The organism is Phytohabitans maris (assembly GCF_031085175.1).
In the GTDB taxonomy this organism is placed as follows: Bacteria; Actinomycetota; Actinomycetes; order Mycobacteriales; family Micromonosporaceae; genus Phytohabitans; species Phytohabitans maris.
In genome coordinates this window covers 111,819-123,494 of the sequence record NZ_JAVHUY010000008.1, presented here as the reverse complement: position 1 = coordinate 123,494, position 11,676 = coordinate 111,819, and the positions used below count along the sequence as shown (strand labels likewise).

Below are 11,676 nucleotides of genomic sequence, written 5' to 3'. Positions count from 1 at the left end.
CTCCGCTGGCCGCCGGGCTAGCCGGCGCCGCCGACGGGGGGTGGGTTGTCCGGTGGGGGTTCGGTCTCGTCGGGGTCGACGATCACCGGGCGGAGCCAGGCCCAGAGGACGAACAGGATGCCGAAGACCAGCATGGCCAGGCCGGCCCAGAGGTTGGCGTTGACGTCGCCGGTCTTGGCGCGGTCCTCGGCGGACTCGGCGACGATGCCCATGACGACCAGGACGACGCCGTAGAAGCCGACCAGCAGGCCGATCACGGTGCGCACGTCGGAGAAGCCGGCGCGGTGCGGGGCGGCCGTCCGGCCGGTGCGGTGTTGGTCGCTCATCTCGGACTCCTCGGGGGCGGTCAGCGGAAGACGACGTTCAGGGCGACGACGAGCACGAGGGAGATGCCGGCCAGCTTGACCGGCGACCGGTACCAGGGCAGGCGGCTCGCGGCCGGGTCGGTGCGCTGCTCCTTCGGGGTCTCGGAGTAGACCAGCCCGCGGAGCTCGGTCGCCGGCTTGGCCGCGGTGGCCCGGCTGACCAGCACGCTGACCACCACGTCCACGACGAACGCCGCGCCGGCCGCGACGAACGCGGCGCCCTGGCCGGGCAGGTTGTAGACGCCGCCCTCGTTGAGGCCCCAGACGGTGACCGCCGCCGCCGTGCCCGCGACCAGGCCGACCCAGCCGGCCGTGGCGGTCATCCGCTTCCAGAACATGCCGAGGATGAACGTGGCGAACAGCGGCGCGTTGAAGAAGCCGAAGAGCGTCTGCAGGTAGTTCATCAGGTTCTCGTAGCCGGACGCGATGAACGCGGTGCCGATCGCGAGGATCGTGGCGCCCACCGTGGCCAGGCGCCCGACGGTCAGGTAGTAGGCGTCGGGCCGGTCCTTGACCACGTACCGCTGCCACAGGTCGTAGCTGAAGACGGTGTTGAAGGCGGAGACGTTGGCGGCCATGCCGGCCATGAACGCGGCGAGCAGGCCGGCGAGCGCGACGCCGAGCAGCCCGTTCGGGAGGGTGTCCCGGATGAGCAGCAGGATCGCCTGGTTGTACGTGGTGCCGCCGCCGTCGCCGCCGGCCTTGAGCGAGGCGGTCTCGGCGACCAGCACGCCGGCGATCATGCCGGGGATGACCACCACGAACGGGATGAACATCTTCGGGAACGACCCGATGATCGGCGTGCTCCGCGCGGCCGACATGCTGTGCGTGGCCATCGCGCGCTGCACCTCGACGAAGTTGGTGGTCCAGTAGCCGAAGGAGAGCACGAAGCCGAGGCCGAACACGATGCCGAGCACCGACAGGAACGAGTTGCTGAACCCGGCGAGCTCGTTGCCCGGCCACGAGCTGAGCTGCTCGGCGCCGCCGCCCTGGGCGTTGGTGACCTTGTCGATCAGGCCGTCGACGCCGCCCACCCGGTGCAGGCCGATGAGCGTGAGCGGGAGCAGCGCGGCGACGATCACGAAGAACTGGAGCACCTCGTTGTAGATCGCCGCGGAGAGGCCGCCCAGCGTGATGTAGCTGAGCACGATCGCGGCGGCCAGGACCAGCGCCACCCACAGCGGCCATCCGAGCAGGGTGTTGACGACGCTGGCGAGCAGGAAGAGGTTGATGCCCGCGATCAGCACCTGGGCCACCGCGAAGCTGAGCGCGTTGACCAGGTGGGCGCCGGGACCGAAGCGGCGCAGCATGAACTCGGGCACGCTGCGCACCCGCGACCCGTAGTAGAAGGGCATCATCACGACGCCCAGGAAGAGCATCGCCGGCACCGCGCCGATCCAGTAGTAGTGCATGGTCGGCATGCCGTACTGGGCGCCGTTGGCGGACATGCCGATGATCTCGACCGCGCCGAGGTTGGCGGAGATGAACGCCAGGCCGGTGATCCAGGCCGGCAGGGAGCGCCCGGCCAGGAAGAAGTCGAGGCTGTCCGAGATCCGCCGGCGGGCCGCCAGGCCGATCAGCAGTACGACGGCGAAGTAGACGGCGACCAGCACGTAGTCGATGAAGCTGGCGTCGATCCGCAACGCTTCCTCCACGGCACGTCTCCTCCGCTCGTGGCCGCTGGCGGCCGTTCGCAACGAGGGCCACGTACCCACGAAACAGGAAAAAGAATCATGCGGGGCGGATTTGGGCGTTTGTCCTCGTCAACTGGGCGAAGGCGTCAACTGGGCGAAGGCGGCGGAGCGTGGGTCTGGCGGAGCACCAGGTCGGCGCGGAGCACGACCGACTCGGGCGCCGCTCCGTCCACGTCCGGGCCGAGCTGCGACAGCAGCAGCCGTACCGCCTCGGCGGCCATCCGCCCGGTGTCGTGGCGGACCGTGGTCAGCGCGTACGGCTCCCAGCCGGCCATCGGGATGTCGTCGAAGCCGGTCACGGTCAGCTCCCCCGGCACGTCGACACCGCGCAGCCGCGCCTCGTGCAGCACGCCGAGCGCGATCGTGTCGTTGGCGCAGAGGATGGCGGTCGGACGGTGGGCGGCGCCGAGCAGGGACCGGGCGGCGGCCACCCCGGCGGCGTGGTCGACGCCGCCGCGCAGGACCCGGGTGCGGACCGCGCGCCCGGCGGCCAGCACGCTGCGGAAGCCGGCCTCGCGGTCGAGGCTGGTGCGCAGCCGGCGCGGGCCGAGCACCAGCGCGACCTCCCGGTGGCCGAGGCCGGCCACGAGCGTGGCGATCTCCGCGGCTCCCTGCCGGTTGTCGGCGGCACAGGTCGGATGACCCGCCTCGGGTACGAGCCGGTCGACCAGCACGTGCGGCACCCCGTGGGCGGCCAGCTGCCCGGGTACGGCCGAGCCGGCCCGCGCGGCGGTCACCAGCACCCCGTCCACCGAGCCGTCGGTGACCTGGGAGAGCACGGCGGCGTCCCCGCTCTCGGCGATCAGCGTCGTGCGGTACCCGGCCGCGGCCAGCGCCTGGTGCAGCGGCACGACCAGCTGCGGGCGGAACGGGCTGAGCAGGTCGTCCGGGCCGCAGACCACGGCGATCCGGCGGGTACGGCGGCTGCGCAGGACCCGGCCGGACTCCTGCGGCACGTACCCGAGCTCCAGCGCCGCCTTCCGTACCCGCTCGCGGGTGGCGGCCGACACCTGCGGGTGGCCGGCCAGCGCCCGGGACACCGTGGGCTGGGAGACGCCGGCGGCCTTGGCGACGTCCTTGCTGGTGGGTACCCGGGTCATCGGCGGCCCCTTGGCGTGCATACGTATGCGGATCACCGTCGCCCGGCGGCCGAGCAAGCGGAGGGGTGGCGGAACGCGTGGCGCTCCGATGATCAGCCTAGTCCAGTCGCGGCGCGGGCACGGCTTCGCGGGGGGCTTGACAGCACCGGCTTTCATATCGACTATCGATGTATCGCTTTTCGATAAGGGGGCACCGCGATGCCGATCAAGGTACGCCTGACGCGGCTGGACTGGCTGGGGCTGCTCTGGTTCGGCCTGGTGGGCGCGCTGCTGTTCACGGCGGTGGCGACCCTGTTCCAGGTCACCGTGGCGCCCAGCGCGGCGTTCACCGTGGGGGTGCCGCTGAGCCAGGCGGGCGGCCTCGCCGGTCCCGGCCGGCTGCCGGACGGCGTCTCCGTCGAGCCGTCCGCCCAGGTGCGGGCGCTGGTCGAGGAGCCGACCGCCACGCAGAGCCTGCTGCACATGGCCACCTCGCTGCCGACCAAGTGCGTGGTGATCGCGATGCTCTTCCTGCTGGTGCGGATCGTCCGGGAGGCCCGGCGCGGCGACCCGTTCACCGCCGGCAACGTACGGCTGCTGCGGCTGCTCGGCCTCACCGTGATCGCCGGCGGGCTGGCGGCCGACGTGGTCGAGGAACTCGCCTACCGGGCCCTGGCCGCCCCGATCGTGGACGGCCCGGTCGGCGGCTTCTTCTGGAGCGGGTGGTGGCTGGTCGGGATCGCGTTCCTGGCGATCGCCGAGGTGTTCAAGCGGGGCGTGCGGATGCGGGTCGAGCTGGACGGCGTGATCTGATGCCGGCCGAGGAGGACCGCGTCGAGGTGCACCTCGACAAGCTGCTCGCCGACCGCGGCATGAGCCTCACCGAGCTCTCCGCCCAGGTCGGGGTGACGCTGGCCAACCTGTCGATCCTCAAGAACGGGCGGGCCCGCGCGATCCGCTTCAGCACGCTCACCGCGCTCTGCGAGGCGCTCGACTGCCAGCCCGGCGACCTGCTCACGATCCACCGGCCGGCCCGCCGCGGGGCGCGCCAGCCGTAGGTCAGCTCCCGACCACGCAGCCGGTCCCGTTGAGGGCGAACGCGGTCGGCGCGGCGTTGCTGACGCTCCAGGCGCCCTGCATGCCGAAGCTGACGCTGCCGCCCGGCGGGACGCTCCGGTTCCAGTCCGCGTTCTGCGCGGTCACCACGGCGTTGGTCTGGACGGCCCGCGTACCCCATGCGGAGGTGACCCGCTGGTCGCCCGGGAACGCGAAGGTCAGCGTCCACCCGTCCACCGCCGTCGACGGGCTGGTGTTGCGGATCGTCACCGCGGCCACGAAGCCGCCGCTCCACTGCGCCTGGTTCGTGTACGTCACCAGGCAGAGCCCCGGCGTCACCGGCGGGTTGGTCGCGCCCTGCACGGTCAGCAGGTTGGTCGCGATCGACACGTTGCCGGCCGCGTCGCGCGCCCGTACGTAGAACAGGTTGCGCCCCGGCCCGAGCGGCACGCCCGCGCCGGTACCGGTCACGGTGGCGAGCAGTGTCGAGATGTAGAGCCCGTCGAACCTGTAGACGTCGTACCCGATGACGCCCACGTCGTCGGTCGCGGCGGTCCAGGCCAGCTGCGCGGTCGTGGCCCCCTGGCCGGCCAGCTCCAGCCCGCCCGGCCGGCTCGGCGGCGTGGTGTCCGGCCCGGTGTCGGTGTTCGGCGTGACCACCTGCACCGAGTTCGAGGCCGGCGAGCGGCGCCCCATGCTGTCCCGCGCCGACACGTAGAAGCTGTACTGCTTGGCGCGGGAGATGTTCGCCGTGACGGTGGCGGTGGTGACGTTGCCGACCTGCGTGCTCCAGACGATGTCGTTGAACGCCTGGGTGTACGTGATGTCGTAGGCCGTGACCGCGCAGCAGCCCGGCGTCGCGGCGGTCCAGGTCAGCGTCACCGACCCGGTCGTGACGGCGCTGGCGGTGAGGCTGCCCGGCGCGCCCGGCGGGAACGGCGAGGTGCCCGGTGTGGTCGGCGTCGTGGGCGGGGTCGGCGGGGTCGGCGGCGACGTGTCCAGCGCGGCGGCGCCCGGCAGCGGGCTGGCTCCCGCGCCCGGCACCGCGACGACCAGCGCCCCGAACGCGGCCGCCGGCAGGAGGGTGGCGGCCAGCAGACCCGGCAGCAGACGACGGATACCCGCGGTGGAACGCACGCCTGACATGCTCCGACAATGCGCCAGCCATCGACACGCGTCAAGGTGTGTCAGCTCGAGCCCGGCTCGAACCTCGCTCGACGCACACACGTCCGAAAGGCAGATCCCGTCCGGAGAAACGCGATCACAGCCCTGGCGAGGGCGGGATCGGGCGGAGGTGGAGGAACTCGGTCACGCCGAGGGCGGCCAGGATGGGACGGATCGGCAGCGGCACGGCCGAGCGGGTCGGGTCGTCGACCAGGCGCGGGTCGGTCAGGTGGACCGGGCGGCGGCGGATCTCGACCGTGCAGCCGCCGGCGGCCAGCACGTTGCGGGTCCAGTCGCCGAGGCCGTAGGTCAGCGCCACCACGTACCCGTCGGTGGTCTTGAAGATGTTGACCGGCGTGCGGTAGGCGCGGCCGCTGCGGCGGCCGCGGTGGACCACGATGCCGAAGCCCGGCAGGTGCCGCGCGACCGGGCCGAGCACCCGGTTGCCCACGACGCGGTTGGCCCTGGCCAGTCGGCGGGGAAGGACCACCCGCCCACCATACGCTCGGCCGGGCGGGAATACCGGTCCGGGAGAACGGCGGTAGGCGCGGTCGCGGGCGGGTAAGAAGGAGGCATGGCGCCGACCAGGAGCGGGTCGGGGCGCGGGGAGACCCTCGACGAGTACCGGCGCAAGCGTGACTTCGCGCGCACGCCCGAGCCCGCCGGCGACGGTGGCCGCCCGGAGGCGGGCGCGCCGCGCTTCGTCGTGCAGCGGCACCGGGCGCGGCGGCTGCACTACGACTTCCGCCTCGAGGTCGACGGCGTGCTGGCCAGCTGGGCGGTGCCGAAGGGGCCGACGCTCGACCCGAAGGCGCGGCGGGCCGCGTTCCACGTGGAGGACCACCCGATCGAGTACATCGACTTCGAGGGGATCATCCCGTCCGGCGAGTACGGCGGCGGCGACGTCATCGTGTGGGACGCCGGCACCTGGCGCCCGGCGGACGGGGTGGACGACCCGGGGCGCGCACTGGCCGGCGGCGAGCTGCACATGGACCTGTTCGGGGAGAAGCTGCGCGGCCGCTTCGTGCTGGTCCGCACGGGCAAGGACGGCGACCGGGAACGGTGGCTGCTGCTGCACAAGCGGGACGAGTTCGCGCGGGGCGGGTGGGATCCGGAGGAGCACCCGCGTTCGGTGCGCAGCGGCCGCACCAACGACGAGGTCAAGGCCGACCCGGAACGCATGTGGCGCTCCGACCAGCCGGCCGCCCGCGCCGCCGTACCGCTCAAGGCCACCGCCGACCCGGCCGGCGACGGCGCGCTGCGCGAACTGGACGAGTTGCGCGGGTCGGGTGGCGTGTGGCACGTCTTCGGCCGCGACCTCAAGGTCACCAACCTCGACAAGGTGCTCTTTCCGGGACTGCCGGGCGAGGAGCCGGTCACCAAGCGGGAGCTCCTGCGGTACGCGGCGCGGATCGCCCCGACCGTGCTGCCCTACCTGCGGCGGCGGGCGTTCAACATGCACCGCTACCCGAACGGCGCGCAGGCCAAGGGCTTCTGGCACAAGGAGCTGCCGCGGCACGCGCCGGACTGGCTGCCGCGCTGGACCAACCCGGACGCCGACCCGGGCGAGACGCGGACGTACCTGGTCGTGGACGAGCCGGCGGCGCTGGTGTGGGCGGCCAACTTCGGCGCGCTGGAGTGGCACGCCTGGACCTCCACAGTGGACCATCCGGACCGTCCGACGTGGGCGCTGATCGACCTCGACCCGGGCGCGGAGACCACCTGGGAGGACCTGCTCGCCCTCGCCCGCCTGCACCGTACCGCCCTGGAGCACGTCGGCGCCTTCGCCCGGCCCAAGGTCACCGGGCGGCGCGGCATCCAGATCTGGGTACCGGTCACCCAGCGCGGCTGGCGCGGACCGGACTTCGCCACGACCCGCGCCTGGGTGGAGAAGCTGTCGCGTACCGTCGGCGCGGTCGTACCGGACCTGGTCAGCTGGAAGTGGGAGGTGAAGGAGCGGAAGGGCAAGGCCCGCCTCGACTTCACCCAGAACGCGGTCAACAAGACGCTCGTCGCGCCGTACAGCCCGCGCCCGGCGCCCGGGGCACCGGTGTCGGCGCCGATCGGCTGGGACGAGCTCGACGACCCCGACCTGCGCCCCGACGCGTTCACGATCCGCTCCATAGTGGACCGGATCGAGGCGAAGGGCGACCTCTTCCGCGACCTGCTGGACCACTCGCAGCGGCTGCCCCGCCTCGACTGACGCCGGCTACGGGCGGACGACGGCGGTGACCTCCACCTCCAGCACCGCCCCGGGCAGGAACAGGCGGCTGACCTCGACCGTGGTGCTCGCCGGCGGGAGGGTCGCCGGCGCCGCCGGGAAGAGGGCGCGGCGGACCGCGGCGTAGGCGGGCAGGTCGTCCAGGTCGGTCATGAACGTGCGGACGTGCGCGACGTCGGCGAGCGTCGCCCCGTGCGCGGCGAGGACGCCGGCGACGATCTCGAAGATCCGCTCCGCCTGCGCGCCGGCGTCGCCGGGGGCGACCACCGCGCCCGCGTCGTCGACCGCGACCTGGCCGGCGAGCAGCAGCAGCGCGCCACCGCCGCCGGTGTCCAGCCGGGCCACGTGGGCGAAGCGATCGCCGAACGGCGCGGCCACCGCCGCCGGGTTGTCCAGGGTCAGCTCCATGGGAGCCCAGGCTAGGGCCGTGGGCGGCATGCGACCAACGAATGTCCGGCATGGCCGCCATGCGTCGCTAGCATGGGGCGGTGGAGACCCGGCTGCTGGAGGTGTTCCGGACCGTCGCGCGGTACGGCTCGATCACCACCGCCGCCCGCCAGCTCCGCTTCACCCAGTCGGCGGTCTCCCGGCAGGTCGCCGCGCTGGAGGCGGAGGTGGGCGCCCGGCTCCTCGACCGGCTGCCGCGCGGCGTGGCGCTCACCGAGGAGGGGCGGGCGCTGCTCCCCCACGCGGAGGCGGTGCTCGACCGGCTCACCGCCGCCCGCCGCGACCTCGACGCCCTGCGCGGGCTGGGCGGCGGCCGGCTGCGGGTCGGCGCGTTCCCGACCGCCGTCGCGGCGCTCGTCCCCCGGGCGCTGGCCGCGTTCCGCGACGCCCACCCGGATGTCGCGCTGTCGCTCGTCGAGGGCACCACGCCCGTACTCCTGGAGAGGCTTACCGCCGGTGACGCGGACGTCGCGGTCGTGAGCGCGCCCCCGGCGGGCCTGGGCGATCCTGGTCGTTTCGACCTGCACCACCTCCTCGACGAGCGGCTGCTGGTGGCGGTCGCCCGCGACCACCGGCTGGCCCGGCGCCGCACGGTGCGCCTCGCCGACCTGGCCGACGACCCGTTCGTGGTCGGCTCCGCGACGGCCGAGGAGACGCTGCTGCGGGCCAGCCTGCCCAGCGGCTTCCAGCCGCGGATCGACCTGGTCGCCGCCGAGTGGACCGGCAAGCTCGGCCTGGTCGCCGCCGGCCTCGGCGTCGCGCTCGTGCCGGCCCTCGCGGTGCGCGGCACGCCCGCCGACATCGCGCTGCTGCGCCTGCGCGCCGAGGACGAGTCGGTCCGCCGGGTCTTCGCGGCCACCGCCGCCGGCCGGACCGCGCCACCCACCGCCGCCCGGTTCCTGACCCACCTGCGCGCGGCCGCCCGCGCCTTCCGCACCACCCGCGCGCCGTCGGCGGCCGGCCGCCGATGAGTTCCGGCGGGCCGGGCCGTCTTACCCGGGCAGGCACACACCGGAGGAGAGATCATGACCAACCCCCAGACGCGGACCGTCGACGCGCCCGGCGCCACCGTCACCTACGACGTGTACGCCGCGCAGAGCGCCGAGCCGGCCCTCCTGCTGATCGGGTCACCGATGGACGCCAGCGGGTTCGCCGCGCTGGCCGCGCAGTTCCCGGACCGGACCGTGGTCACCTACGACCCGCGCGGCACCGGGCGGAGCCCCCGCTCGGCGGCCGGTGAGGCCACGCCCGAGCAGCACGCCGACGACCTGCACCGGGTCGTCTCCGCGCTCGGCGGCGGGCCGGTGGACGTCTTCGGCAGCAGCGGCGGCGCCGTCAACGGGCTGGCGCTGGTCGCCCGCCACCCCGAGCGGGTGCGCACGCTGGTCGCGCACGAGCCGCCGGCCGCCGCGCTGCTGCCGGACCGCACGGCGGCGTTCGCCGCGATCCGGGACATCCGGGACACGTACCAGCGGGACGGTTTCGGGCCGGCGATGGCGAAGTTCATCGCGCTCACCATGCTCAAGGGACCGGTTCCGGCGGACCAGGCCGAGCGGCCCGGGCCGGGCGCGGCCGACTTCGGGCTCCCCGCCGAGGACGACGGCCGGCGCGACGACCCGCTGCTCGCGCAGAACATCGTCACCTGCACGCACTACGAGCCGGACTTCGCGGCGCTCGCCGCGGCGGCGACCCGGATCGTGGTCGCGGTCGGCGCGGAGTCGGAGGGCGAGCTGGCGTACCGGGGCGGCGTGGCGGTCGCGGAGCGGCTCGGCACCGCCGCCGTGACGGTGCCCGGCAACCACGGCGCCTACCTGCCCGCCGAGTACGGCATGGGCGGCGACCCGGCCGGCTTCGCGGTCGCCCTCCGCAAGATCCTCGACGCGAGCTGACTCCCCGCCGCGTGGCGGCGCACCACACCGCGCCGCCACGCCGGGGCACCCTTGCCCGGCGGATCGCTTTCCCCGGGGCGCCGGCTTCCCCGCGGCGCCCCTTCCCGGGCGTCGCCTTCCCCGGGGCGGCGGGTTAGGTTAGCCTACGCTGAGTTGACCAGCGGAGGTGTCGCGCACATGGCCCGGACCAACCTCAACGCCGTCCGGATCAAGCCGGAGGTCTCCGAGCTGCTCACCCTGCGCGTGCTGCGCAGCGAGCGGATCTCGCCGCACTTCCAGCGGGTGACGCTCGGCGAGGGCGACCTGGAACGCTTCCGGCCGATGGGCTACGACCAGTGGTTCCGCCTCTTCATCCCGGTCTCCGGCGACTCGCTGACCCGCCTCCCGGCCAAGCTCAACACCCTCTCCTACCTGCGCTTCCTCACCATCTCCAAGAGCTCGCGGCCGGTGCTGCGCAACTACAGCGTGCGGGCGTACCGGCCGGAGCCGGCGGAGATGGACGTCGACTTCGTCATCCACGGCTCGCCCGGCGACGGCACGTCCGGGCCGGCCGCCACATGGGCACAGGACTGCGGCCCGGGCGACCCGGTCGCGATCCTGGACGAGGGCATCGGCTTCCACCCGGCCGCCGCGCCGGAGCGGGTGCGGCTGGTCGCCGACGAGTCCGCCCTGCCCGCGGCGGCGGCCGTCCTGGGCTCGCTGCCGCGCCACATCACCGGCCACGCGGTGATCGAGGTACCGCACGCGGACGACGCCCAGCCGCTCGCCGCCCCGGACGGCGTCGAGGTGAGCTGGGTCAGCCGGGACGGCTCGCACGCCACGCCGGGCGTCGCCGCGCTGGCCACGGCCCGGGCGCTGCCCGCACCGGCCGAGCCGTTCTACGGCTGGGTCGCCGGCGAGCAGGCCCTCGCCTCCGGCATGCGCCGCACCTGGGTCGAGGCCGGCGTGCCGAAGGACGACATCATGTTCTGCGGCTACTGGCGGGCTCGCGGATAGCGGTCGCCGCGGCCGGGACGCCCGCCCGCGTGCCCTTCACCAGCAGCCACGCCGTGAGCGACAACTCGCCGACCAGGCAGGGCAGCAGGATCCACGGCACCAGCCGCTCGTTGAGCGTCGCGCGGTCGGCGAGCACCAGCGCCAGGCTGTTGACCAGGTAACCGGCGCCGGCCGCGACCATCAGCGCGCCGATCGGGCGCGGCACCCGCCGGTACCGCAGGATCAGCGCCCCGACCAGCACGCAGAACGCGGCGAAGAAGACCAGCGCGAACCCGAAGCCCGCCGAGAACAGCCGTACGGCGAGGTAGGTGAGCGGCGCCCGGTCCAGGTCGGGCGTGGCGGCGCGTTCGTCGAGCAGGGCGAGCGGCACGTACAGGCCGAGCAGCGCCACGCCCTCGACGGTCACGCTCACCACGCCGAACGTGCTCGCCAGCCGCGCCGGCATCGAACCCGGGGCGGCCAGCAGGCCGGGTACGAGGACGTTGACGACCAGGGCGGGGATCAGGTACAGCAGGTGCGCCGCCAGGCCCCACCGCCACAGCGACTCGTCGGCGGCGATCCGCGACGCGGTCTCGGCGGCGTCGCCGGGCACGATCAGCGAGCCGCGCACGAAGACCTCGGCGAACAGCCCGCCCGCGATCACCAGGAGGTAGCACACGCCCGCGATCCGGGCCGGATTGAGGCTCATGACGGTGAGGGTCGCACCCGGCCCGCCGTCAGGACATCAGGGAACGTCCCGTAAGGCGCGCCGGAACGACCGCTCGG

13 protein-coding genes are annotated in these 11,676 nt (G+C 74.0%); 6 read left to right on the top strand and 7 right to left on the bottom strand.

What is annotated here, in order from left to right; genetic code table 11:
* Positions 1 to 17: 17 nt before the first annotated feature.
* From RB614_RS10530 to RB614_RS10520, 3 genes are all read right to left on the bottom strand, one after another.
* Positions 18 to 326, bottom strand: coding sequence for a hypothetical protein (locus tag RB614_RS10530; protein ID WP_308712224.1), 309 nt, complete (start codon positions 324 to 326; stop codon positions 18 to 20).
* A gap of 20 nt (positions 327 to 346) precedes the next feature.
* A complete protein-coding gene (locus RB614_RS10525; RefSeq protein WP_308712223.1) occupies positions 347 to 2,020 on the bottom strand; it encodes a sodium:solute symporter family protein in 1,674 nt (557 codons plus the stop codon).
* 125 nt (positions 2,021 to 2,145) lie between these two features.
* Positions 2,146 to 3,159 (bottom strand): LacI family DNA-binding transcriptional regulator, encoded by a 1,014-nt coding sequence (locus RB614_RS10520; protein WP_308712222.1) that lies wholly within the window; start codon positions 3,157 to 3,159, stop codon positions 2,146 to 2,148.
* 198 nt (positions 3,160 to 3,357) lie between these two features.
* Between RB614_RS10520 and RB614_RS10515 the strand changes: the two genes are divergently transcribed.
* Positions 3,358 to 3,951, top strand: coding sequence for a DUF2975 domain-containing protein (locus RB614_RS10515; RefSeq protein WP_308712221.1), 594 nt, complete (start codon positions 3,358 to 3,360; stop codon positions 3,949 to 3,951).
* Positions 3,951 to 4,196 (top strand): helix-turn-helix domain-containing protein, encoded by a 246-nt coding sequence (locus RB614_RS10510; protein WP_308712220.1) that lies wholly within the window; start codon positions 3,951 to 3,953, stop codon positions 4,194 to 4,196. The genes RB614_RS10515 and RB614_RS10510 overlap by 1 nt, the downstream gene beginning before the upstream one ends.
* A gap of 1 nt (position 4,197) precedes the next feature.
* On the opposite strand, the gene RB614_RS10505 is transcribed toward RB614_RS10510, so the two are convergent.
* Both RB614_RS10505 and RB614_RS10500 read right to left on the bottom strand, forming a co-directional pair.
* A complete protein-coding gene (locus RB614_RS10505) occupies positions 4,198 to 5,340 on the bottom strand; it encodes a cellulose binding domain-containing protein (protein ID WP_308712219.1) in 1,143 nt (380 codons plus the stop codon).
* Positions 5,341 to 5,455: 115 nt separating this feature from the next.
* Positions 5,456 to 5,848, bottom strand: a complete 393-nt coding sequence (locus tag RB614_RS10500; RefSeq protein ID WP_308712218.1) for a nitroreductase family deazaflavin-dependent oxidoreductase — start codon at positions 5,846 to 5,848, stop codon at positions 5,456 to 5,458.
* 84 nt (positions 5,849 to 5,932) lie between these two features.
* Here RB614_RS10500 and RB614_RS10495 point away from each other — a divergent pair, with 84 nt between their 5' ends.
* On the top strand, positions 5,933 to 7,561 hold the full coding sequence (locus RB614_RS10495) for a non-homologous end-joining DNA ligase LigD (protein ID WP_308712216.1): 1,629 nt from the start codon (positions 5,933 to 5,935) through the stop codon (positions 7,559 to 7,561).
* 6 nt (positions 7,562 to 7,567) lie between these two features.
* On the opposite strand, the gene RB614_RS10490 is transcribed toward RB614_RS10495, so the two are convergent.
* Positions 7,568 to 7,987 carry a Rid family hydrolase gene (locus RB614_RS10490; protein WP_308712215.1) on the bottom strand — a complete coding sequence of 140 codons (420 nt, stop codon included), beginning with the start codon at positions 7,985 to 7,987 and terminating at the stop codon, positions 7,568 to 7,570.
* 80 nt (positions 7,988 to 8,067) lie between these two features.
* Here RB614_RS10490 and RB614_RS10485 point away from each other — a divergent pair, with 80 nt between their 5' ends.
* The 3 genes from RB614_RS10485 (at position 8,068) to RB614_RS10475 (ending at position 10,911) form a co-directional block, all read left to right on the top strand.
* On the top strand, positions 8,068 to 8,997 hold the full coding sequence (locus tag RB614_RS10485) for a LysR family transcriptional regulator (RefSeq protein WP_308712214.1): 930 nt from the start codon (positions 8,068 to 8,070) through the stop codon (positions 8,995 to 8,997).
* Between the two features lie 54 nt (positions 8,998 to 9,051).
* Positions 9,052 to 9,915 carry an alpha/beta fold hydrolase gene (locus RB614_RS10480; RefSeq protein ID WP_308712213.1) on the top strand — a complete coding sequence of 288 codons (864 nt, stop codon included), beginning with the start codon at positions 9,052 to 9,054 and terminating at the stop codon, positions 9,913 to 9,915.
* A gap of 153 nt (positions 9,916 to 10,068) precedes the next feature.
* Positions 10,069 to 10,911: a siderophore-interacting protein gene (locus tag RB614_RS10475; protein WP_308712212.1), complete on the top strand. Its 843-nt coding sequence runs from the start codon at positions 10,069 to 10,071 to the stop codon at positions 10,909 to 10,911.
* Here the strand turns inward: RB614_RS10475 and RB614_RS10470 are convergent.
* Positions 10,877 to 11,599 (bottom strand): DUF4386 domain-containing protein, encoded by a 723-nt coding sequence (locus RB614_RS10470; RefSeq protein WP_308712211.1) that lies wholly within the window; start codon positions 11,597 to 11,599, stop codon positions 10,877 to 10,879. The two genes, RB614_RS10475 and RB614_RS10470, sit on opposite strands and share 35 nt — an antisense overlap.
* Between the last annotated feature and the right edge of the window lie 77 nt (positions 11,600 to 11,676).

Bases quoted from the DNA above. Each gene is read 5' to 3' on its own strand.
- RB614_RS10480 (WP_308712213.1), top strand. From the start codon at position 9,052: ATGACCAACCCCCAGACGCGGACCGTCGACGCGCCCGGCGCCACCGTC.
- RB614_RS10530 (WP_308712224.1), bottom strand. From the start codon at position 326: ATGAGCGACCAACACCGCACCGGCCGGACGGCCGCCCCGCACCGCGCC.
- RB614_RS10515 (WP_308712221.1), top strand. From the start codon at position 3,358: ATGCCGATCAAGGTACGCCTGACGCGGCTGGACTGGCTGGGGCTGCTC.
- RB614_RS10495 (WP_308712216.1), top strand. From the start codon at position 5,933: ATGGCGCCGACCAGGAGCGGGTCGGGGCGCGGGGAGACCCTCGACGAG.
- RB614_RS10470 (WP_308712211.1), bottom strand. From the start codon at position 11,599: ATGAGCCTCAATCCGGCCCGGATCGCGGGCGTGTGCTACCTCCTGGTG.
- RB614_RS10490 (WP_308712215.1), bottom strand. From the start codon at position 7,987: ATGGAGCTGACCCTGGACAACCCGGCGGCGGTGGCCGCGCCGTTCGGC.
- RB614_RS10510 (WP_308712220.1), top strand. From the start codon at position 3,951: ATGCCGGCCGAGGAGGACCGCGTCGAGGTGCACCTCGACAAGCTGCTC.
- RB614_RS10520 (WP_308712222.1), bottom strand. From the start codon at position 3,159: ATGACCCGGGTACCCACCAGCAAGGACGTCGCCAAGGCCGCCGGCGTC.
- RB614_RS10505 (WP_308712219.1), bottom strand. From the start codon at position 5,340: ATGTCAGGCGTGCGTTCCACCGCGGGTATCCGTCGTCTGCTGCCGGGT.